The organism is Actinophytocola sp., from assembly GCF_036402745.1.
Classification (GTDB): Bacteria; Actinomycetota; Actinomycetes; order Mycobacteriales; family Pseudonocardiaceae; genus Actinophytocola.
Genome location: NZ_DASWSJ010000035.1, coordinates 44,371 through 65,108, shown reverse-complemented (window position 1 = coordinate 65,108; position 20,738 = coordinate 44,371). Strand labels below are relative to the sequence as shown.

Below are 20,738 nucleotides of genomic sequence, written 5' to 3'. Positions count from 1 at the left end.
TGGTTGTCCGTCGGTGTCCTCCTCGACCACCCCTGGTACACCGGCCGGCCGGCGCGGGTTCCACTCGTCTCGCGGGAACCGGCGCGGGCGCGGCGGTGTAGTCAGGGCATGAAGAGAATCCTGGTGGTGCTGGGGACCGTGCTGGCCAGCGGGTTGCTGGTCACGTCGACCGCGCAGGCCGGCAACTGGGAGGAGACGTTGCTGGACCCGCCCCCGGCGACGGTCGAGCAGGGCGTGACGTACACGTTCGGCTACTGGATCCTCCAGCACGGCTCGTACCCGTTCATGGGCGGCGACCTCGGGCCGACCGCGCTGGTGGCCACCGACGAGAAGGGTGACACGCTCGACTTCGCCGGGATACCGGCCACGACGCCGGCCCACTACGCCGCGGAGGTCCGCTTCCCGCACGACGGCACGTGGACGATCAGCTCGAAGCACGGGATCCTCATGCCCGACCCGCTCGTCGCCACGGTGACCGTGCCGGGCCGCGTGGAGATCGCGCCGAGCCAGATGCGGTCGCGGGCGCCGTACAAGTGGGGCGCGATCCGGCCGTCCTTCCCGCCCACCGCGCCGAACGCGGACATGGCGGGCCCCGGAGCGGCCCCCGCGCCGCCGAGCGAGAGCACCGCGCCCCGCGTGGCGCCGAAGGCCCACGAGGCCGCGGTCGACCAGCCGGGCACGGCGCTGCCGATCGGCCTGGTGATCCTGGGCGGCCTCGCGACCGTCGGCTTCGCGGTCTGGCTCGGCCGCCGCTACACCAGGGGTAACCGGTAGCCGGGCCTTCGCCGCTGGGCGGCCCGCGTCCGGCGCGGGCCGCTCAGCGCGGCGGCTTGCCGGTCCACGCCGCCTCCCACGTCTTCGGGCCCAGCAGGCCGGAGTCCTTGATGCCGTTGGCCCGCTGCAGCGCGAGCACCGCCGTCCGCGTCTCGGCGTAGTAGCAGCCGGTGCCCTCGAAGGCGTAGCCGTACTTGTTCATCCGCAGCTGCCAGGTCCGCAGGTCCGGGGAGCAGTCGCCGTACGCGAAGACCCGGCCCGGCCACGCCGGCGTCCCGCTCGGGGGCGGCGCGCCGCCCCCACCGCCGATGTAGGCCGACTCGGCCCGGGCCGGAACCCTCTTGCTGCGCGCGTCGCCGTCCTCGCGCAGGCCGAGCGAGCGCGCGCACGCCCACGGCTGCCAGCCACGCATCCGGTAGAGGTAGAGCGCCCGGTAGTCCTGCTCGGCCGGGCTCGCCCGGTGTGGGTAGCCGCTGCCGCCGACGCTGCGCCACGTCGACAGGTCGAACTGGTAGGCGCCGTAGTAACCGCCGTGCGCGGCGACGATGTCGTAGCGGCCGCTCGCCTCGCACATCCGCAGCTTCGCCCACACGCTCGACGCCGGATCGGCCGCGGCCGTCCCGGCCGACGCGAGCTGGACACCCGCGGAGACCACCACCGTGGCCAGCAGAGTCAGGAGAAATCCGGCAAAGATCCGTCTACCGCTCATGCTCCGGACCGTAAGCGACAGTCACAGAAGCCACAACCGCAACTTCCAACGCACAAGCATCACACGTCACTCGTACCCGTCCGGGTAGCGACACGCTGAACAGTGACCGGCAGGCAGAGCACCGTTTGGCATCAGGTCACGCGAGTCGATCACCGATCCGCACCCGACCGATAAGGTCCGCGTGCCAGCCCGTGGACGGAGGATCGATGAGCGTCGTGGACGACAGCCCCGAGACGGTGGGCAGCGCGCCCGACCGGCGCCGTGAGCAGCGCGGATGGGTCTGGTACGACTGGGCCAACTCGGTGTTCCCCACCTCGGTCATCACCGTGTTCGGCGCCCTCTACCTCACCGCGGTGGCCGGTGACGCCGCCAAGGCGGACCGGGCCACCAACGGGCCCAACCCGTGCCCGGCGGACGGGAACGGCGGCACCAACAAGCTCGTCGACTGCCAGATCGACGTGTTCGGCCTGCACTTCCAGGCCGGCTCGCTGTGGGGTTACCTGCTGGCCTTCGCGACCGTGATCCAGGTGCTGATCGTGCCGCTCATGGGCGCGATCGCCGATCGGACGCAGAACAAGAAGCGCATGCTCGCGGTGTCCGCGTTCGGCGGTGCGACGGCGACGCTGCTGATGTCGCTGGTCGCCGGCACCAACTGGCAGCTCGGCGTGATCCTGTTCATCCTCGGCAACATCGGCTACGGCACGTCGGTGGTGATCTACTACTCGTTCATCCCGGAGATCGCGACGGCCGACGAGCGCGACGGCCTGTCGACCCGCGGCTGGGCGTTCGGCTACCTGGGCAGCGGGCTCGCGCTCCTGATCCAGCTCGTCGTCTACACCTTCCACGACTCGCTCGGGCTGACCGAGGGCAACTCGGCGCAGATCGCGTTCCTTCTCTCCGGCATCTGGTGGGCGGCGTTCACGCTGATCCCGTTGCGGCGCCTGCGCAACCACCAGCGCCCGCACGGTCCCGAGCACGGCGCATCGGTGCTCAGGGGCGGCTTCCGCGAGCTGGGCAACACGATCAAGCTGGCCCGCGCCTACCCGCTCACACTCGCGTTCCTCGGCACGTACCTGATCTACACCGATGGCATCGCGACCGTCGCCAACGTCTCGGCGCAGTACGGCAGCGAGGAGCTCAACCTCGACCAGACGGTCCTGATCACGACGATCCTCATCGTGCAGTTCGTGGCGTTCGTCGGCGGCATGCTGCACGGCCTCGTCGCGCGGCGGCTGGGCGCCAAGCGGACGATCATGATCAGCCTGGCCGTGTGGCTCGTGGTGATCAGCGCGGCGTACTTCGTCCAGGCCGGCCAGGAGGTGCAGTTCTTCCTGCTGGCCGCCGGCATCGGGCTGGTGCTCGGCGGGACGAACGCGCTGTCCCGGTCGCTGTTCAGCCAGCTGGTGCCGCCGGGCAAGGAGGCGCAGTACTTCTCGATCTACGAGATCGGCGAGCGGGCGACGTCGTGGATGGGCCCGCTGCTGTTCGCGGCCGTCGCGGGCGCGACCGGCTCGTACCGGCCGGCGATCATCTCGCTCGTGGTGTTCTTCTTCGTCGGCCTGGTCCTGATGTTCTTCGTGCCGGTCCGCCGGGCCATCCAGGCGGTCGGCAACCCGGAGCCCGCGATCCTGTAGATAGGGTGCCGGTTCGTGGAGCCGATACCGCAGAATCTCGACTACCCGACCGACGCCGACCCGACCGACGCACTCTCCGCCGTGCCGGCCGCGGGGTCGCGCCGGGCCGTGCCGGTGATCGGGCACCTGCGGTTCTACTACGGGCCGATGGACTGCGGGAAGTCGACGCTGGCGCTGCAGGTCGACCACAACCAGGCGCGGCAGGGGCGCAAGGGGCTGCTGCTCGTGCACCTGGACCGGTCCGGCAAGCCGCAGATCTCGAGCCGGATCGGCATCACCCGCACGGCCATCGAGGTGCGCGCGGGGATCGACCTGCGCGACCTCGTGCGGGCCCGCTGGGCCGCCGGCAGCCGGGTGGACTACCTCATCGTCGACGAGGCGCAGTTCCTGGCGCCGACCCAGGTCGACCAGCTCGCCGAGCTGGCCGACGACGTCCAGGTCGACGTGTACTGCTTCGGCATCGCGACGGACTTCCGCAGCGAGCTGTTCCCGGGCTCGCGCCGGCTGTTCGAGCTGGCCGACGAGCTCGAGCCGGTCCAGGTGGACGTGCTGTGCTGGTGCGGGCTGCCGGCCCGGTTCAACGCCAGGGTGGTCGACGGCTCGGTGATGCGGGCCGGCGACACGGTACTCGTGGCGGACACGGCCGACACGGAACGTGCGTTGTCGGAATCCGTGCGCCCCACTACGGTCCGTTACCAGGTTTTGTGCCGTCGGCACTTCAGGCTGGGTGATCTCGGCCCCGGCGTGGCCGCGAAGGGACAGCTCAGTCTCGCCTGAGGGCCATCAGGCGCAGCCTCATCCCCCAGATGGGCGATGCGGGCGAGCAAACCTTGGACAGCTGCGTCACGAACAGGTTTAAGCGGCCTCTCAACGGTGGAAGCTTAAGTTGTGGGGCTGACGCAAGTCACCCAGAGCAACCGTGTGTGGCAGGTGGGAACGAATCGGCCCACCCGAGCGTTGCTCTTGGTGAGCACCACCCTGGCTCGAGCTGGGAGCTGTGAGCCGAACGAAAGGATGTCACGATGGCCGACCGTGTACTCCGTGGAAGCCGACTTGGCGCGGTCAGCTACGAGACAGATCGTAATCACGATCTCGCGCCACGCCGCACCATCCGCTACGCGTGTCCGAAGGACCACGAGTTCGAGGTCCCGTTCTCGGACGACGCCGAGGTCCCGGCGGTGTGGGAGTGCCGCCTGCACGGCACCGCCTCGAAGCTGATCGACGGCACCGAGCCGGAGGCCAAGAAGGTCAAGCCGCCGCGCACGCACTGGGACATGCTGCTGGAGCGGCGCAGCATCCCCGAGCTGGAGGACCTGCTGGCCGAGCGCCTGCAAGAGCTGAAGGTCCGCCGCAGCCGATCCGCGTAAGCCCTCCCGCGGCTTACCCCGTCCGAATGCCACACCAGGGACTTGCCCGTCCCCGGTGTGGCATTCGGCTTCTCAGATGTTCTTGAGCTCCACGCGGATGGCGTGCATCGGGACCGTGTCGATGTTCTCCACCGAGTGCGGGCCCTGCGGGTCGTACCAGGTGCCGGTCAGCTCGCCGCTCGGCGGCAGCGGGTCCGGGGACTCGTACCGCACCTCGTCGCCGACCCGGTACCGGATGCGGGCCGGCTGGTCGGTCATCATCACGGTCGGCCACCGGTGCGTGTGCTCCGGCTCGTGCGCGCCCGGCTCGAGCGTCACCTCCAGCACCCGCACGTGCTCGTTCTCGAACACCACCCGGTGCGACTTCGGTGCCACGACCGTCGAGTCGAGCTCGTCACCCCAGCACCACTCCCCCTCGACCGGGTTGCTCATGCCGGACGCCGGGTGAAGAGCGACTTCACCTGGTTGCCGCGGCGGCGGAGACCCCACTTGGTCACCCGGATCAGCGCCTCGCGGATCACGTCACCGGTCATCTTCGACACGCCGTGCTCGCGTTCGGTGAACGTAATGGGCACCTCGACCACCGTGAAGCCGGCCTCGATCGTGCGCCAGCCCAGGTCGATCTGGAAGCAGTAGCCCTGCGAGGCCACGTTGTCGATCCGGATCTTCTCCAGCACGACCCGGCGGTACGCGCGGAAGCCCGCCGTGATGTCCTTGACGCTGGCGCCCAGCGCGAGCCGCGAGTACAGGTTCGCGCCCCGGGAGAAGAACTCCCGCCGCGCCGGCCAGTTGACCACCTTGCCGCCGGGCACGTACCGCGAGCCGATCGCCAGGTCGGCGTCGGTCAGCGCGTCCAGGATCCGGGGCAGGTCCTCCGGCGCGTGCGAGCCGTCGGCGTCCATCTCCACCAGCACGGCGTAGTCCCGGTCCAGCCCCCACCGGAAGCCGGCGACGTAGGCGGCACCCAGGCCGTTCTTCTCCGTGCGGTGCATGACGTGCATCCGCCCGTTGGACTTGGCCAGCTCATCGGCGAGTTCGCCGGTGCCGTCCGGGCTGCCGTCGTCGACGACCAGGACGTGCGCCTTCGGCAGCGCCGCGTGCAGCCGGGTCACGATCGGCTCGAGGTTGTCCCGCTCGTTGTAGGTCGGGATCACCACCAGCACCGGCTCGAGCTGGTCTGCCATACGTCGTTCTCCTCCTCGCCGGCGCGGGCGCGCCGCAACTTGTCAGGCTTGACCGGTACGTCGGCGCCGCCGCACGACGATCGCGAAGGCGAGCGCACCCAGCCCGGCGATCGACATGACCCATCCCGGGCTCGGACCGAGTCGATCGGACAGCGTAGTCGTAGACCGCAGCGGGACCCGCTGCACCAGGGCCGCGTCGACGAAAAGACCCGTCTGCTGGGTGACCGAGCCGTCCGGCATGACGAACGCGCTGACCCCGCTCGTGGCCGCGACCGCGACGGCCCGGCCGTGCTCCACGGCCCGCACCCGGTCCATCGCGAGCTGCTGGTAGGTCATCTCGGTGTACCCGAAGGTCGCGTTGTTCGTCGGCACCGCGAGGAGGTTGGTCCCCTGCGCCGACTCGCGGACCACGCCGTCGAAGGCCACCTCGTAGCAGGTGGCGAGGCCGACCCGGGCGTTCGCCATGTGGAAGACCGTCGCCTTGTCCCCCGGCACGAACCGGCCGGCCCGGTCCACCGCGGAGGTGAACAGCCGGAAGAACGGCCGCCACGGCATCGTCTCGCCGAACGGCTGCAGCTGGCGCTTGGTGTACTGGCTGACCGGCCCCTTGACCGGGTCCCACAGCAGCATCGTGTTGCGCGGCAGGCCGTCGTCGCCGACGAGCACCGAGCCGACCGCGATCGGCGCCTTGATGGTCCGCGCGGCGGCCGAGATGCCGGCCCACGCGTCGGGGTTGCGGTACGGGTCGATGTCGGAGGAGTTCTCCGGCCAGATGACCAGGTCCGGCTGGTCGGCGCGGCCGGCGGCGACGTCGGCGGCGAGCTTCTCGGTGCGCGCGACGTGGTTGTCGAGCACGGCCCGGCGCTGGGCGTTGAAGTCCAGGCCCGCGCGGGGCACGTTGCCCTGCACGACCGCGACCGTCGCCTCGCCGTCGTTGGCGTCGGTGCCCACCAGCGGCAGCGAGCCGAACGCGGCGGCGATCGGCAGCAGCGTGGCGAGCGCGGGCGCGAGCAGCCGGCGCACCCCGTACTCGCGGTGCGCGAGGCGGCGGGCCAGCGCGGCGAGGCCGAACCCGGTGAGCGTCACGGCGAGGCCGATCAGCGGCACGCCGCCGACCGTGGCCAGCGGGAGGTAGCTGCCCTCGGGCTGGGTGAACGCGACGTTGCCCCACGGGAAGCCGCCGAACGGGAAGACCGCCCGCAGCGCCTCGCCGCCGACCCACAGCAGGGCCGCCCACAGCGGCCACGCCGGCAGCACGCTGACCACGGCGATCGCGGCGCCGGCCACGCCGACCATCAGCGCCTCGGCGAGGGCGAGCGGCAGCCACGCCACCAGGCCGACGAACTCGCCGGTCCAGGCGAGCAGCGGAACGAGGTAGCCGAGGCCGAAGCACAGCGCGTAGCCGAACCCGGCGCGGGCGCGGCGGCCATAGACCAACCAGCCGAGCACGGCGAACGCGACCGGCGCGAGCCACCAGAGGGTGCGCGGCGGTCCGCTCAGGTAGAGCAGGAAGCCCGCGGCGCCCGCGACGAGCACCCTGACCAGGAGGTGCCAGCGCGGCGGGTGTTCGTCCGGTTTGTCGGACGCGGCCGGAGACTCCGGCGACACGGCGGGTGCGACCACCCGGTCAGCGTACGGCGTGCCCGTGTTCACTCCCTGTGGGCACCCATCTTCTCGCAACCCCGGGGTTGCAGGTTTGCCTACCAATATGCAACCCTGCGGTAGCACATCCCCTTCTTCGAGGAGCCTGGCGATGACCGTTCCCAACCAGATCGAGCGAGAGATCCTGATCGACGCGCCGGTGGCGAAGGTGTGGGCCGCGGTGACCGGGTTCGACGAGCTGGCCGCGTACGTGACGTCGCGATGACCGCACTGGCCGGCGACGACGCGGTCACCGAGGTGCTGGTCGCCCTCGCCGACCCGACCCGCCGCCTACTGCTGGACCGGCTGGCCGCCCACGGCGAGGCGACGGCGACCGTGCTGGCCGGTCGCCTGCCGGTCTCCCGCCAGGCGATCGTCAAGCACCTTGCCGTGCTCGACCGCGCGGGGCTGGTGGAGGGCCACAAGCAGGGCCGGGAGATGCGCTACACCGTCCGCCCGGAGCCGCTGGGCGCGACGGCCCGCTGGATGTCGGCCGTCGCGATGCAGTGGGACACCCGCCTGGCGGCGATCAAACGCATCGCGGAGCGGTAGCGAGGTTTCACCGGGTGACGGGCGGCCACTCTGTGCCGGACGATCACGGAGGGGGAGCCCCGATGCGCATACGTCTCAAGCCCCGCGAGACACGGTTCTTCGACCTGTTCGGCGTGGCCGGCACGAACATCGTCTCGGCCGTCACCATCCTGCGGGAGTTCGTGTCCGCACCGCTCGAGCAGCGCACCGACCTGGCGAGACGCATGCACGACGCGGAACACGCCGGCGACGATGCCACGCACGAGATCATCGAGCAGCTCGACCGGTCGTTCATCACGCCGTTCGACCGCGAGGACATCTACCGCCTCGCGGTCCGGCTCGACGACGTCATCGACTTCATGGACGCCGCCGTCGACCTCGCCGCGCTCTACAACCCCGAGGCGCTGCCGGACGGGGTGGACGCACAGGTCGAGCTGCTCGACGAGATGGCCCGGCTGACCGCCGCCGCCATGCCGCGGCTCGCCACCCTGCGCGATCTCACCGGCTACTGGATCAAGATCAACGAGCTGGAGAACGACGCCGACCAGGTCTACCGGCGGCTGCTGTCGTGGCTGTTCAGCGGCGAGCTCGACCCGCTGACCGTGATGAAGCTCAAGGAGATCGTCGACCAGCTCGAGTCGGCGGCCGACGCGTTCGAGCACGTCGCCGACGTCGTGCACAGCATCGCGGTGAAAGAGTCCTGAGACGTGGAGCTCGCCGGGCTCGTCGTCGTCATCGTGCTGGCCACGGGCTTCGACTTCACCAACGGCTTCCACGACGCCGCCAACGCCGTCGCCAGCGCGGTGTCCACCCGCGCGCTGTCGCTGCGGGCCGCGCTCGCCCTGGCGGCCGTGATGAACCTGGTCGGCGCGCTCGCCGGCACCGGCGTGGCGGTCACCGTCGCGAAGGGCGTGATCGCCACCCCGCGCTCGACCGGTGGCCTGGCGGTGGTCGGCGCGGCGGTGGTCGGCGCGATCCTCTGGAACGTCACCACCTGGCACTTCGGGCTGCCCTCGTCGTCCTCGCACGCGCTGATCGGCGGGCTGGTCGGCGCGGCCCTGGCGTCGGCGACCGAGGTGCGGTGGATGGGCGTGGTCACCAAGGTCGCCATCCCGATGGTCCTGTCCCCACTCGTCGGCCTGGCGCTCGGCTACCTCGTGATGACCGCGATCATGTGGTTGTTCCGCCGCGCCAACGCCCACCGCGCGGCCCGGCTGCTGCGCCGCGCGCAGATCGTGTCGGCGTCGAGCCTGGCGCTGGGCCACGGCCTGCAGGACGCGCAGAAGAGCATGGGTGTGATCGTGCTGGCGCTCGTCGTCACCGGGTATCAGAGCGACTACACCGTGCCGTTCTGGGTGATGCTGCTGTGCGCCACCGCGCTCGCGGCCGGCACGTGGTCCGGCGGCCTGCGGATCATGCGCACGGTCGGCCGGCGGATCTTCCACCTCACGCCCGCACACGGGTTCGCGGCGGAGATCTCGGCGGCGGCCGTGCTGTACACGACGGCGTTCGTGTTCGCCGCGCCCGTGTCGACGACGCATGTGGTGACCTCGGCGGTGATGGGCGTCGGCGCCACCAGCAGGCAGTCGGCCGTGCGCTGGTCGGTGGTCGGCGACATCGCGCTCGGCTGGGTCCTGACCGCCCCCGCGGCCGCGGGGATCGCGGCGATCGCCTACGGCGTGGTCTCGCTGTTCTAGCGGTAGTTCGCCTCGTAGCGGGCGCGGACCTCGGTCTCGGCGCGCTCGTTGCGCGCGTCGCGGATCGCCTTCGCCGTGCCTGCCGGGTGCCCGTGCTTGACTGCCCGCATGTCGCAGCTCTCCTCCACGTACGACAGGGAGAAGTAGGTGCCGACGATCACGAGCAGCAGCGACATCGCCAGCCGCAGCCCCAGCGGGCCGGGGAACAGCAGGCACGCCGCGGCGAGCGGCAGCACCAGCACGCTCATCCGTGCGACGTGGCGCCACACCCAGGTCCGCGCGGAGACGTCGCGCAGGACCCACGGGCGCAGCGAGGCCGGCAACCGGCCGCCCACGGCGTACCAGAGCCACTGGATCGGGTTCGGTCGTTCAGCCATACCTGTACGCTAACACTTAGTACACTAACTATTAAGGTGACAAGCATCATGGACCTCGGGCCCGACCCGCTCGCTCTCGACCGGCAGGTCTGCTTCGCGCTGTCGGTGGCCTCCCGCAGCGTCATCGCGATCTACCGGCCGCTGCTCGAGCCGCACGGGCTGACCCACCCGCAGTACCTCGTTCTCCTTGCCCTGTGGGAGAAGTCGCCGCGCTCGGTGCGTGACATCGGCGAGACGCTGCGACACGACCCGGCCACCCTCTCCCCCATGCTCAAGCGGCTCGAGGCACTCGGCTACGTCACCCGCCGCCGTGCCAGGGCCGACGAGCGCCAGCTCGAGGTCGACCTCACCGACGCCGGCCGGGCACTGCGCGCGGAGGCCGAGAAGATCCCGTACAAGGTCGTCGAGGAGCTCGGCATGTCCGTCGACGAGCTGGAGTCGCTGCACGCGGCGCTCTCGCGGGTCATCGCCGCTACTCGATGACGCCCGGCGCCACCAGGCCCGACTCGTAGGCCACCATCACCGCCTGCGCGCGGTCGCGCAGCTCCAGCTTGGCGAGGATCCGGCCGACGTGCGTCTTCACGGTCTGCTCGGCCACCACGAGCCGCGCGGCGATCTCCTTGTTGGACAGCCCGCGCGCGATCAGCACGAGCACCTCACGCTCGCGCGGGGTGAGCCCGTCGAGCGACGGCGGCGTGCCGACCGCGCTGGGCTGGCGGGCGAAGTGCGCGATCAGCCGGCTCGTGACCGTCGGCGCGAGCAGCGCCTCCCCGGCGGCGACCACCCGGACCGCCGACACGAGGTCCTCCGGCGTGGCGTCCTTGAGCAGGAACCCGCTCGCGCCCGCCCGCAGCGCCGAGTAGACGTAGTCGTCGACGTCGAACGTCGTGAGCATCAGGACCCGCGCGTGCGTCGGTGTCCGCAGGAGGCGGGCGGTGGCCTCGACGCCGTCGAGCACCGGCATCCGCACGTCCATCAGCACGACGTCCGGCTCGGCCGCGGCGCACACGGTCAGCGCGGCCTCGCCGTCGGCGGCCTGGCCGACGACCTCGATGCCGTCCTGCGCGGCCAGCAGCGCGGCGAACCCGGCGCGGACCATGTCCTGGTCGTCGACGATCACGACCTTGATCACTGTGTCTCCCTCATCGTCTCCCCCATCGGCAGCGTCACCCGGACACGCCAGCCGCCGTCCGGCTGGTCCACCTCGAACGTGCCGCCGAGCAGGGTGGCGCGCTCGCGAAGCCCGACCAGCCCGTGCCCCTCCTCGATGGGCGCGGCCGGCTGGGCGGGTGCGGCGTTGACCACCTCGATCGTGAGCTTTTCCTGGACCGAGAGCGACACGGTGGTCCGCGCGCCGCCCGCGTGCCGGGCCACGTTCGACAGCGCCTCCTGCACGATCCGGTAGGCCGACAGCTGTACCACGCTCGGCGGTGTCGCGAGGTCGCCGTCGACGACGAGCCGGACCGGCGTGCCGGCCGCGGTGATCCGCTCGACCAGCTCGCCGACGTCCGCGAGCGTCGGCTGCGGCGCGAGCACGGGTGCGTCCTGCTCGTCGCGCAGGGCGGTGAGCAGGCCACGCAGCTCGGCGAGCGACCCGCGCGCCAGCTTGGCGATCCCGGTGAACTCCGCGACCACCTGCTCCGGCAGGCCGGCCAGGCGGTAGCGCGCGGTCTCCGCCTGGACGGTGATCATGGACATGTGGTGCGCGACGACGTCGTGCAGCTCGCGGGCGATCCGGGCGCGTTCCTCGACCATCGACCTGCGGGCCCGCTCGGCCGCGCTGACCTGGCGTTCCTCTGCGAGCTGGCCGGCCACCCGGCGGCGCGCGTGCACGACATCGCCGACCACGACGCCGACCCCGCACAGCGCGACGCCGGTCAGGACGCTCGCCCAGTCGCCGCGCTGGAAGGTGAGCTGCAGCCCCGCGCCCAGCACGCCGACGGTCCCCAGCGCGGCGACGGCCTGCCGACGGTTGCCTTGCGCGGCAACGACTCCGGCCATCGGCGCGAGCACCGCGACGCTGCTGGCCGCCCACGGCCACGGCTCGCCCGACGACACCGGCGTGGTCACCAGCGTCGTGCCGAGGACCCCGCCGAGCGTGAGCCACCACGCCTCGAGCGGGCGCCACCGGTAGATGAGGATCGGGACCGCGCGGACGGCGCTGAGGGCGAGCGCGGCCGGTGCGCCGGTTTGGTAGTGCTGGACGAGGTCGAGCGTGCCGAGCGACAGCATCGCCGTGGAGGCGACCCCGATGGCACCGCGGCGCAGCCAGCGTCTGTTCACCGGGGCGACCCTATGCGGTGGGCCGGTGCAGCGCCCGGATGACGGCGAGGCAGGCGACCTGGATGCCGAGCGCGACCATGGCATGCTCGAACCACGCGCCGGCGAGGGTCGGGCCGCCCCACGCCCCGGTGAGGCCGGGGTCGGCGGTGAACGGGTGCCCGATGGCGCCGACGGTGTCCGGCCAGAGCGGGTACAGCCAGCCGCGGGCCACGAGGTAGAGGGCGAGCACCGCGAACGGCCACGCCACGAGTGCCCTGAACAGGCCCGGCCGTGGCTGGATGCGGAGGCGCGTGAGCAGTGCGTTCGTCATGTCCTGGACGCTATGCGCGGCGGCGGCGCGGATCGTCGGGCCGCGGAGCCATCCTGAGCGTCATACCCGGGTACTGGACAATCGGGTCATGCATGTCGGGTCGATCGTCATGGGCGCGTCGGACGTGCGGCGCGCGATGGAGTTCTGGGGCCGGGCGCTGGGCTACGTCCCGCGCGACGAGCCGGAGGACACGTGGGTCGTGCTCACGCCCGCGTCCGGCGGCGGGCCGAACGTGTCGCTGATGCTGAGCGAGACCCCGGTGCAGGAGAAGCCACGCGTGCACCTGGACCTGTACACGCCGGACCAGGCCGGCGAGGTCGAGCGCCTGCTGGCCCTTGGCGCGTCCCATGTGGACTGGCAGGACTACCCCGACGACGCGGACTTCGTCGTGCTGGCGGACCCGGAGGGCAACCGGTTCTGCGTGATCCAGCACGGCTGACGGCCCGCGCTCCCACCACGTCGTCCACAAGTCCGCCCGAGGACACCGAAACCGTCGGTGGCGCTCAGTACGCTGGGTTCCGGGGGCCGGAGGCCAAGCCGGTCAGGCGAGGCCCTCCGACGCCAACATCCGCCGCACCACCTTTCCTGTCGCGTTGCGGGGTAGCTGGTCCATGAAGATCACGTCTCGCGGCACCGCGTAGCGCGGCAGATGCGCGTGCACGTAGTCGCGGACCATGTCGGCGCTCAGCATGGCGCCGTGGCGTAAGGCGACGTACGCGGCGAAACGCTGGCCGTACTCCCTGTCCGGCACGCCGACCACCGCCGCGTCCAGGATCTGGGGCAACGTCAGCAGCAGCTCCTCCACCGGCCGCGGGAACACGTTCTCGCCGCCGGAGATGATCATGTCGTCGTCGCGGCCCGAGACGAAGAGCCTGCCGTCGGCGTCCAGGTAGCCCCTGTCGCCCGTCACCATCATGTCGTCGTAGAGGCGGTTGCTCCCACCACCCGTGTAGCCCTCGAACAGCATGTCGTTCCCGACGCAGATCTGGCCCACGACGCCGGGCGGCACCGGCCGGCCGCGCGCGTCGAGAATCCCCACCCGGGTACCGATCGGGCACCGGCCCGCGGTCGTCGGGGCCGCGCGCAGGTCGGCGGGGTCGGCGATGCTCGCCCACGACACCTCGGTCGAGCCGTACAGGTTGTAGAGCACATCACCGAACTCGTCCATGAACGCCGTGACGAACCCCGCCGACATCGGCGACCCGCTGCTCGCCACCACCCGCAGCGACGACGTGTCGTAGTTCCGGATCACCTGCCGCGGCAGGTCCATGATCCGCTGCAACATCACCGGCACCGCGAACAGCGACGTCACCTGGTGCTCCTCGATCGCCCGCAGCGCCGACTCCGCGTCGAACCTGCGCTGCAGCACCAGCTTCGCGTGCAGCGGCATCCCCAGCTGCATCGCCGCGAGCCCCCACGTGTGGAACAGCGGCGCCGCGATGAGCATCCGCTCCCCCGCCCGCAGCGGGATCCGCGACAGGACCGCCGCCGCCGTGCGCAGGCCGTGCGGGTTGCGCCGCCGCGCGCCCTTGGGGTTGCTGGTGGTCCCGGACGTCAACACGATGATCTTGCCCGCGACAGCCGGCGGCTTCACCTTCTCCGCGGATCCCTGCTCGATCAGCCCGTCGACGGTCGGCTCGGCCCCGCCCCACGTGCCGATCCGCGGCAGCGCCGGCGGCAGCTCGTACATCAGGTGGAGGAACTCCTCGTCCGCCAGCATCGCGACCGGCCGGTGGGTCTGCACGGCATCGGTCACCTGCGTCGCCGACAGGCCCGTGTTCAGCAACAACACCGACGCGCCCAGCTTCCCGCACGCGATCATCGACTCCACGATCGTGCCGTGGTTGCGGCACATCAACGCCACCCGCCGGCCCTGCCGCACGCCGAACTCCGCCAACGCGTTCGCCAGCCGGTTCGTCCGCGTGTCGACGTCGGCGAACGTCAACGCGCCGAGCTCGTCCGCGATCGCGTCGTCCCGCGGCACCCGCGCGGCCGCCGCGCTGTACCCACCGGCCGTCGTGGCGCCCCACCGGGAGAGCGCGTTCAGCTGCTTGGCCACCCGGTCCGGCCGGCCCGGCGAGATCACGCCCGCCTTCGTGAGCACTCGCGCCACCGCCAGCTGCGACTGGCCTTGCGCGGCCTGGTCCAGACCACCGCGGGACGTCGTGGTCGCCCGGCCGGCCAGGTGGTCGTCGACGAGCCCGATCGCCCGGCGCGCCCGCTTGCGCAACGACGACGCGGTCAGCGACGAGTTTTCCGGCAGTGAGATCGCCAGGTGCAGCTCGGTCCTCCGCCGGTCGACGGCGGTGAGCCGGATCGCGACGTGCCCACCCGGCCATTGGTCGCTGACGAGCACCAGGTGCTCCGGCGACCGGTGCACCAGCACCTCGACGTCGTGGCACGCCACCGGCCCCTGGTCGACGCTGAACCGCACCTCGTACTGCGTGCCGACCGCCGCCTCGGCGTGGCCGGTACGGTGCGACCAGGCGATCTCGCGGACGAACCGCGGATAGGCCTCCAGATCGTTCAGCACTCTCCAGAGCCGATCCTGCGGTTGGTTGAGCAGTTCGATCACTTCGACGAGGTCTGTCGACACGAAGCTCCTCCGTTCGCACGGGCGAACGCCCAGAGCTAGATTTACTAGCAGTGTGCTCCATTCGGAGCAAGAGCGGAGTCCCGAAATGTGGACTCTAGAAAACCTTACGTACCAACATCTCTGTGTCAACCGCCGGATTACGGGGCAGGGGTTGCCGCTGTCCGGTCGGTTCAAACCCCTTGCGCACGAACGGCCGCCGGGCCGCGCCGTTCCCGTCCGCTACCTGTCGCTCCACCTGTGACCAGCGGTTTTCCCGCGTCCAGTCGATCACTTCGGTGACAAGCAGGTGCCCGATGCCGTGACCGCGCAGGCCCGGCCGCACCCGATCGTCCGCCTTCGGACGCACGTGACCGCGCTCAGGCGGCAGGACGGGTCAGGCCTCGATGGTGCCCGGCGTCTTGCCCGCCGGAACCACGACCGTCCCCTTCGCCCGGGTGGCGAGCAGCGGCGGGTCCAGCACGTCGGCGGCCGATGGGCCGCGGGACGGCGCCGCCCGGCACAGCACGCGGGCCTCGAACTCGAGGTCGCGGGACCGGTTGCCGACCCGGACGAGCGTGGCGGTCACCTCCACCACGTCGCCGGCCTGGACCGGGGCCAGGAACTCCACGTTCGAGTACCCGGCGAAGAGGCTCTCGTCGCCGTCGGTGTGGATGGACAGGTCCGTCGCCACGTCGCCGAACAGGGCCAGGCCGTACGCGCCGTCGACCAGGTTGCCGCCGTAGTGGGCGTCCGCGTACGGCACGTACCGCCGGTGCGTCACCGAGAACCCCTCGACCAAGCTCACGCGGCCACTCCCCTGTTCTGCGCCATCGCGTGGACAAGATAGCTCGCGACCTCACCCGGCGTCGTCCCGCGGCCGAACACCCGGTCGACGCCGAGGTCGCCGGCCATCATCGGGTCGAAGCGGGGGCCGCCGGCGATGAGCACCGGGCACCGGTCGCCCATGGCCTCGCGGAACGCGGCGGACATCTCCCGCGTGTTGAGGATGTGCGCGTCGCGTTGGGTGACCACCTGCGACACCAGCACCGCGTCGGCCTTCTCGGCGCGGGCGCGTTTCACCAGCTCCGGCACGGTCACCTGGGCGCCGAGGTTGAGCACGCGCAGCTCGCGGTAGTACTCGAGGCCCTTCTCGCCGGCGAAGCCCTTGATGTTGAGGATGGCGTCGATGCCCACCGTGTGCGCGTCGGTGCCGATGCAGCCGCCTACCACGACCAGCTTGCGGCGCAACAGCTTCCGGATCACACCGTTCACTTCGGACGGTGACAGCAGCGGGTACTCCCGCTCGACGACGGTGACCTCGTCGAGGTCGACGAGGTGCTTGGCCGACCCGTAGACCACGAAGAACGTGAAGTCGGCGCCGATGCCGTGCGAGTGCACGACCATCGCCGGGTCGAGGCCCATCTTGTTCGCCAGCTGCATCGCCGCACCCTCGGCCTTCGGGCCGGCCGGCACGGGCAGCGTGAACGACACCTGCACCATGCCGTCCCCGGTGGTGTCGCCGTAGGGCCGCACGTGCCTCTTCGCCGGCTCGTCGCGCGTGGCGGTCACCTGGTCGCCCCCTCGTCGAGCAGGTCGGCGGCGGGGTTCACGTACCCGGACGCCTTCTCGACCACGCCGTCGGCACCCTTTCCCTTGTCCGGCGGGCGTTTCATGAGCCCGAACGTGCCGTCGGCGATCGCGTCGAGGAGGCCGTCGCGGACGATGCGGTCCAGCAGGTCGACGGCCTCGCCGAGCACCTGGTGCGCCCGCTTGACGATGAACCCGTCCGGCGCCGGCCGGAAGTCCTCGCGCAGGCCGGCCGCCGCGTTGAGGACGTACCGGACGTTGGCCAGCGCGAGGTCGCGGTCGGACAGGAACGGCGTGACGACGGCCTCGGTCATCATGCCGACCAGCAGGATCGACTGTCCGGTGAGGACACCGGCGAGGTTGAAGAAGCCGTCGAGGAGGTAGCCGTTGAAGACGTCGCCGGTCATGTGCTTGGTGGGCGGCATCCACTTGAGCGGCGCGTCGGGGAACAGCTCGCGCGCGAGCAGCGCGTGGGAGAGCTCGAGGCGGAACGAGTCGGGCACCGTGGGGTTGATCTCGAACGCGTGGCCGAGGCCGAGCAGCTCGTCGGGCAGGCCGGCCTCGTGCGCGAAGTGCTCGTTGAGCAGCTGCGAGACCGTGACGGTGTGCGCGGCGTCGACGGCGTCGGCGGTGGTGAGGTAGTTGTCCTCGCCGGTGTTGATGACGATGCCGGCGCGGGCGTGCACCTGGCGGGAGAACCGCTGGTCGACGAACGTCCGGATGGGGTTGATGTCACGGAACAGGATGCCGTACATCGAGTCGTTGAGCATCATGTCCAGCCGCTGCAACCCGCCCAGCACCGCGATCTCCGGCATGCACAGCCCGGACGCGTAGTTGGTGACGCGGATGTACCGGCCGACCTCCTTGGACACGTCGTCCATGGCGGCCCGCATGATGCGGAAGTTCTCCTGGGTGGCGTACGTGCCCGCGAACCCGTGGTGCGTGGCGCCCTCCGGCACGTAGTCCAAAAGGGACTGTCCGGTCGAGCGGATCACCGCGATGATGTCGGCGCCGGCGCGGGCCGCGTTGGCGGCCTGGACGACGTCCTCGTCGATGTCGCCGGTCGCCACGATCAGGTAGATCCACGGCCGCTGCTCCGGGTTGCCGAGCTTGGCGATGAGCTTGTCGCGCTGGGCCCGGTTGCGGTCGACCGTGCGGAGCCCCTTCGCGACGGCGGTGCGGCCGGCCTTCGCCGCGCGCTCGGCGTCGCGGCCGGTGGGGACGGTGTACCGGACCTGGCCGGCGGCGGTGGCCCCGGCCAGCTCGGTGAGCGTGGCGAGGTTGTGTTCCTTGAGCGCGTGGAACGCCGGCAGGACAACGCCGTGCTCGAGGCCGCAGTGCTCGCGGACGGTGTCGACGACCCGGTTGACCCACGGCACGTCGCCGGCCCGGTGGGTGGTGTCGGCGCCGGTGATGCCGGCGAGCCGCAGCGTCGCCCGTTCGACGGCCACCGTGGTGTGGGCTCTGGCGATCGTGACGACCGGCTCGGCGGCCCGCGCGGCGAGCTTGCGCGCGGTGTCGACCACTTCGGGATCCAGGTCCAGCAAGGGCATCATCGCACCTCCGTCGAACGGGTCGCTTCGCTCGCCACGTAGATCGTCGTTCCGTCAAGGACGGTGCGCAGGCAGGTCCGGTCCCGCCATACCGCGAACGTGGCGGGAGCGCCGACCTCCAGCGTGCCGCCCTGCTCGCCGGCCGCCGCCCAGCCGCCCGCCGTGTGCGCCGCGAACGCGGCCTCCCGGCCGAGCCCGGAGCCGGGTGTGCGGTGGTCGACCGCGGCGTCGACGGTGGCCCACGGGTCGACCGGGGTGACCGGCGCGTCCGAGCCGAACGCGAGGGTCAGGCCTTGCGCCACGAGCATGGCGAACGGGTTGAGGCCGGCGGCGCGGTCGGGGCCGAGGCGCTGGGCGTACATGCCGGCCGGGCCGCCCCACGTGGCGTCGAACAGCGGCTGCACCGAGGCGACGACCCGGAACCGGGCCAGCTCGGCGGCCTGCTCGACGGTGATCATCTCCAGGTGCTCCAGGCGGTGCCTCGTGCTGGCGAGGGCCTGCTCCCCCACCACCTTCTCGGCCAGCTGGAAGCCGGCGACGACCTCGGCGACGGCCGCGTCGCCGATGACGTGGAAGCCGGCCTGGACGCCCTGCTCGGTGCAGGCGACGAGGTGCGCGGCGATCTGCTCGGCGTCGAGGTAGCGGGCACCGCTCGTGTGCGGCGCGTCGGTGTAGGGCCGGGTGAGGGCGGCGGTGCGGGAGCCGAACGCGCCGTCGACGAAGAAGTCGCCGGCCTTCCCGCGGGCGCCTGCCGGGGCGTCACCGGCCGCGCCCCAGTAGCCGATGACCCTGGGCAGGTTTCCCCTTATCGCGAGGAGGTCAGCGAAGTCCTGGGCGCCCGTGATGTCCGGGCCGCCGCACTCGTGGACGCAGGCGATGCCCCGCGACGCGGCATGCGTCAGGAAGGACAGCTGGGCCGCGTGGCGCTGCTCCGGGGTGATCGAGTCGCCGAACTGCCTGCGGACATGGTGGTGGGCGTCGCGGGTGAGCGGACCGTCGTCCGACCAGCCCGGGGCCGTGCGCGCGGCGGGCACCCGGTCGAGCAGCGCGGTCGAGGCGAGCGCGGAGTGGACGTCGATGCGGGACAGGTAGACCGGGGTGGTGCCGGCGGCCGCATCGAGCTCGGTGCGGGTGGGCGGGCGGTTGTCGGGCCAGCGGGTCTCGTCCCAGCCGTGGCCCCAGAGCACCTCGTCCGTCCCGGCGCGGTCACGGACGGCGTCGAGGACGTCCTCGCGCGACTCGGCCTTGGTGAGGTCGAGCCCGGTGCGCAGCAGGCCGGCGGAGGTGGCGTGCACGTGGGCGTCGACGAACGCCGGGGCGAGGTGGGCGCCGCCCAGCTCCACGGTCGGGCCGGCCTGGGGCGCTGCCGAGGCGTCGCCGAGCCAGGTGAGCACGCCGTCCTCGACGGTGAGCGCGGTGGCCGTCGTGCCGTGGATCCGGGCGCCGGTGAACAGGGTCCTCATGTCCGGGAAGTGTGCCGCTCGCGGCGCTCGAACAGGTCGCGAACCCCTGGGGTGTCGCGCAGGAGGTCGAGGGCGAAGGTGGCGTGACCGGGGACGTAGCCGTTGCCGATGAGCATGCGGACGTCGGCGGCGAGGCCCTCGGCGCCGAGCGCGGCGGCGGAGAACGACGTGGCCATGGAGAAGAAGACGATGGTGCCGCCGTCCGCGGTGGCGAGGACCGCGCCGTGCTCGCAGCCGGGGACGTCGACGCAGACGACCGTGACGTCGACCGGCGCGCCGACGGCCTCGGCGACCGCCACCGGGTTGCGGGCGTCGGCGATCACGACCTCGTCGGCCAGGCCGCTGGCCTCGACGGCGCCGGCCTCGGCCCGGGTGGGGACGAGCGCGACGAGCCGGCCGGCGCCGGCGCGGCGGGCGGCGGCGAGCGAGAGCGAGCCGGACTTGCCACCGCCGCCGAGGACCAGGACGGTGGCGCTCGGGCCGGCGTCGCGGACGACGCGGTCGGTGAGCGCGGGCGCGCCGCAGACGTCGAGGACGGCGAGGGCCAGCTCGTCGGGGAGGTCGTCGGGCAGGACCGCGGCGATGGAGCGGCCGAAGAGGACGGCGGTACCGCGGCACGGGACCTGCTCGCTGTCGCCGGACCAGTCGGCGAGGCCGTCGTCGACGCGCAGCGGGGTCAGGGTGAGCGAGACCAATGTTGCGATTCGATCACCCACGCGCAGCCCGAGCGGCGACTCGGGGCCGACCTCGCGGACGGTGCCGAGCAGCATGCCGCCCGATCCGGTGACCGGATTGTGCATCTTGCCGCGCTCTTCGATGATCTCCAGCACGGCCTTGCGGACCGCCTCCGGCTCGCCGTGCTGCTCCCTGAGCTGGCGGAAGGAGGCGGCATCCAGGTTGAGCCGCGCGACGTCCACCACGACTTCATCGGGCCACGAGCGGGACTCTGTCGAGAGCCGCCAGGCTTGCTGGGGCAGCACCCCGGCCGGTTCCAGCACCCGATGCAACCCGTAGGGGGATGACGACACGCTCGACCACCATCTTCCGTAGGAT

General features: G+C 71.7%; 24 protein-coding genes. 9 read left to right on the top strand and 15 right to left on the bottom strand.

What is annotated here, in order from left to right:
* The first annotated feature begins 108 nt into the window (after nucleotides 1-108).
* Complete coding sequence (locus VGD70_RS03390; RefSeq protein WP_331077986.1) at nucleotides 109-774, top strand: hypothetical protein; 666 nt, start codon at nucleotides 109-111, stop codon at nucleotides 772-774.
* Nucleotides 775-817: 43 nt separating this feature from the next.
* Here VGD70_RS03390 and VGD70_RS03385 read toward each other — a convergent pair whose 3' ends face one another.
* On the bottom strand, nucleotides 818-1,483 hold the full coding sequence (locus VGD70_RS03385) for a transglycosylase family protein (protein WP_331077984.1): 666 nt from the start codon (nucleotides 1,481-1,483) through the stop codon (nucleotides 818-820).
* Nucleotides 1,484-1,689: 206 nt separating this feature from the next.
* On the opposite strand from VGD70_RS03385, the gene VGD70_RS03380 reads away from it, so the two are divergent.
* The 3 genes from VGD70_RS03380 (at nucleotide 1,690) to VGD70_RS03370 (ending at nucleotide 4,484) form a co-directional block, all read left to right on the top strand.
* Complete coding sequence (locus tag VGD70_RS03380) at nucleotides 1,690-3,117, top strand: MFS transporter (RefSeq protein ID WP_331077982.1); 1,428 nt, start codon at nucleotides 1,690-1,692, stop codon at nucleotides 3,115-3,117.
* A 15-nt stretch (nucleotides 3,118-3,132) separates the two neighbouring features.
* Complete coding sequence (locus VGD70_RS03375; protein WP_331077980.1) at nucleotides 3,133-3,894, top strand: thymidine kinase; 762 nt, start codon at nucleotides 3,133-3,135, stop codon at nucleotides 3,892-3,894.
* A gap of 245 nt (nucleotides 3,895-4,139) precedes the next feature.
* Nucleotides 4,140-4,484, top strand: a complete 345-nt coding sequence (locus VGD70_RS03370) for an RNA polymerase-binding protein RbpA (protein WP_260189042.1) — start codon at nucleotides 4,140-4,142, stop codon at nucleotides 4,482-4,484.
* A 72-nt stretch (nucleotides 4,485-4,556) separates the two neighbouring features.
* Here VGD70_RS03370 and VGD70_RS03365 read toward each other — a convergent pair whose 3' ends face one another.
* From VGD70_RS03365 to lnt, 3 genes are read right to left on the bottom strand one after another with little or no spacing between them, the layout of a single operon-like run.
* A complete protein-coding gene (locus VGD70_RS03365; protein WP_331077977.1) occupies nucleotides 4,557-4,916 on the bottom strand; it encodes a hypothetical protein in 360 nt (119 codons plus the stop codon).
* The gene (locus VGD70_RS03360; RefSeq protein WP_331077975.1) at nucleotides 4,913-5,668 is read right to left on the bottom strand and encodes a polyprenol monophosphomannose synthase; all 756 of its coding nucleotides are present in this window, start codon (nucleotides 5,666-5,668) and stop codon (nucleotides 4,913-4,915) included. The genes VGD70_RS03365 and VGD70_RS03360 overlap by 4 nt, the downstream gene beginning before the upstream one ends.
* A gap of 42 nt (nucleotides 5,669-5,710) precedes the next feature.
* The gene (gene lnt / locus VGD70_RS03355) at nucleotides 5,711-7,291 is read right to left on the bottom strand and encodes an apolipoprotein N-acyltransferase (RefSeq protein WP_331077974.1); all 1,581 of its coding nucleotides are present in this window, start codon (nucleotides 7,289-7,291) and stop codon (nucleotides 5,711-5,713) included.
* 240 nt (nucleotides 7,292-7,531) lie between these two features.
* Between lnt and VGD70_RS03350 the strand changes: the two genes are divergently transcribed.
* The 3 genes from VGD70_RS03350 (at nucleotide 7,532) to VGD70_RS03340 (ending at nucleotide 9,537) form a co-directional block, all read left to right on the top strand.
* Nucleotides 7,532-7,861 (top strand): metalloregulator ArsR/SmtB family transcription factor, encoded by a 330-nt coding sequence (locus VGD70_RS03350; RefSeq protein ID WP_331077972.1) that lies wholly within the window; start codon nucleotides 7,532-7,534, stop codon nucleotides 7,859-7,861.
* 62 nt (nucleotides 7,862-7,923) lie between these two features.
* Complete coding sequence (locus VGD70_RS03345; protein WP_331077970.1) at nucleotides 7,924-8,544, top strand: DUF47 domain-containing protein; 621 nt, start codon at nucleotides 7,924-7,926, stop codon at nucleotides 8,542-8,544.
* 3 nt (nucleotides 8,545-8,547) lie between these two features.
* Nucleotides 8,548-9,537 (top strand): inorganic phosphate transporter, encoded by a 990-nt coding sequence (locus VGD70_RS03340; RefSeq protein ID WP_331077969.1) that lies wholly within the window; start codon nucleotides 8,548-8,550, stop codon nucleotides 9,535-9,537.
* On the opposite strand, the gene VGD70_RS03335 is transcribed toward VGD70_RS03340, so the two are convergent.
* Entirely contained in the window at nucleotides 9,534-9,914 is a 381-nt protein-coding gene (locus tag VGD70_RS03335; RefSeq protein WP_331077968.1) for a DUF5313 family protein, read from the bottom strand. The genes VGD70_RS03340 and VGD70_RS03335 overlap by 4 nt on opposite strands.
* Before the next feature lie 48 nt (nucleotides 9,915-9,962).
* Here VGD70_RS03335 and VGD70_RS03330 point away from each other — a divergent pair, with 48 nt between their 5' ends.
* Nucleotides 9,963-10,397, top strand: coding sequence for a MarR family transcriptional regulator (locus VGD70_RS03330; protein WP_331078015.1), 435 nt, complete (start codon nucleotides 9,963-9,965; stop codon nucleotides 10,395-10,397).
* Here VGD70_RS03330 and VGD70_RS03325 read toward each other — a convergent pair.
* The 3 genes from VGD70_RS03325 to VGD70_RS03315 are packed head-to-tail and all read right to left on the bottom strand — an operon-like array spanning nucleotide 10,387 to nucleotide 12,507.
* A complete protein-coding gene (locus VGD70_RS03325; protein ID WP_331077967.1) occupies nucleotides 10,387-11,046 on the bottom strand; it encodes a response regulator transcription factor in 660 nt (219 codons plus the stop codon). The two genes, VGD70_RS03330 and VGD70_RS03325, sit on opposite strands and share 11 nt — an antisense overlap.
* Entirely contained in the window at nucleotides 11,043-12,197 is a 1,155-nt protein-coding gene (locus VGD70_RS03320; RefSeq protein WP_331077965.1) for a sensor histidine kinase, read from the bottom strand. Before VGD70_RS03320 ends, VGD70_RS03325 begins: the two co-directional genes overlap by 4 nt.
* A gap of 10 nt (nucleotides 12,198-12,207) precedes the next feature.
* Complete coding sequence (locus tag VGD70_RS03315; RefSeq protein ID WP_331077963.1) at nucleotides 12,208-12,507, bottom strand: hypothetical protein; 300 nt, start codon at nucleotides 12,505-12,507, stop codon at nucleotides 12,208-12,210.
* An 88-nt stretch (nucleotides 12,508-12,595) separates the two neighbouring features.
* On the opposite strand from VGD70_RS03315, the gene VGD70_RS03310 reads away from it, so the two are divergent.
* On the top strand, nucleotides 12,596-12,946 hold the full coding sequence (locus VGD70_RS03310) for a VOC family protein (protein ID WP_331077961.1): 351 nt from the start codon (nucleotides 12,596-12,598) through the stop codon (nucleotides 12,944-12,946).
* A gap of 102 nt (nucleotides 12,947-13,048) precedes the next feature.
* Here VGD70_RS03310 and VGD70_RS03305 read toward each other — a convergent pair whose 3' ends face one another.
* From VGD70_RS03305 to VGD70_RS03275, 7 genes are all read right to left on the bottom strand, one after another.
* A complete protein-coding gene (locus tag VGD70_RS03305; RefSeq protein ID WP_414637879.1) occupies nucleotides 13,049-15,040 on the bottom strand; it encodes an AMP-binding protein in 1,992 nt (663 codons plus the stop codon).
* A gap of 157 nt (nucleotides 15,041-15,197) precedes the next feature.
* Nucleotides 15,198-15,449: a GNAT family N-acetyltransferase gene (locus tag VGD70_RS03300; RefSeq protein ID WP_331077957.1), complete on the bottom strand. Its 252-nt coding sequence runs from the start codon at nucleotides 15,447-15,449 to the stop codon at nucleotides 15,198-15,200.
* Between the two features lie 27 nt (nucleotides 15,450-15,476).
* Nucleotides 15,477-15,887 carry a hotdog domain-containing protein gene (locus tag VGD70_RS03295; RefSeq protein ID WP_331077955.1) on the bottom strand — a complete coding sequence of 137 codons (411 nt, stop codon included), beginning with the start codon at nucleotides 15,885-15,887 and terminating at the stop codon, nucleotides 15,477-15,479.
* The gene (locus VGD70_RS03290; protein WP_331077953.1) at nucleotides 15,884-16,651 is read right to left on the bottom strand and encodes an OAM dimerization domain-containing protein; all 768 of its coding nucleotides are present in this window, start codon (nucleotides 16,649-16,651) and stop codon (nucleotides 15,884-15,886) included. Before VGD70_RS03290 ends, VGD70_RS03295 begins: the two co-directional genes overlap by 4 nt.
* On the bottom strand, nucleotides 16,648-18,222 hold the full coding sequence (locus VGD70_RS03285; RefSeq protein WP_331077951.1) for a lysine 5,6-aminomutase subunit alpha: 1,575 nt from the start codon (nucleotides 18,220-18,222) through the stop codon (nucleotides 16,648-16,650). The genes VGD70_RS03290 and VGD70_RS03285 overlap by 4 nt, the downstream gene beginning before the upstream one ends.
* Complete coding sequence (locus VGD70_RS03280; protein WP_331077949.1) at nucleotides 18,222-19,685, bottom strand: amidohydrolase; 1,464 nt, start codon at nucleotides 19,683-19,685, stop codon at nucleotides 18,222-18,224. Before VGD70_RS03280 ends, VGD70_RS03285 begins: the two co-directional genes overlap by 1 nt.
* The gene (locus tag VGD70_RS03275) at nucleotides 19,682-20,713 is read right to left on the bottom strand and encodes an L-erythro-3,5-diaminohexanoate dehydrogenase (RefSeq protein WP_331077947.1); all 1,032 of its coding nucleotides are present in this window, start codon (nucleotides 20,711-20,713) and stop codon (nucleotides 19,682-19,684) included. The genes VGD70_RS03280 and VGD70_RS03275 overlap by 4 nt, the downstream gene beginning before the upstream one ends.
* Nucleotides 20,714-20,738 lie beyond the last annotated feature (25 nt).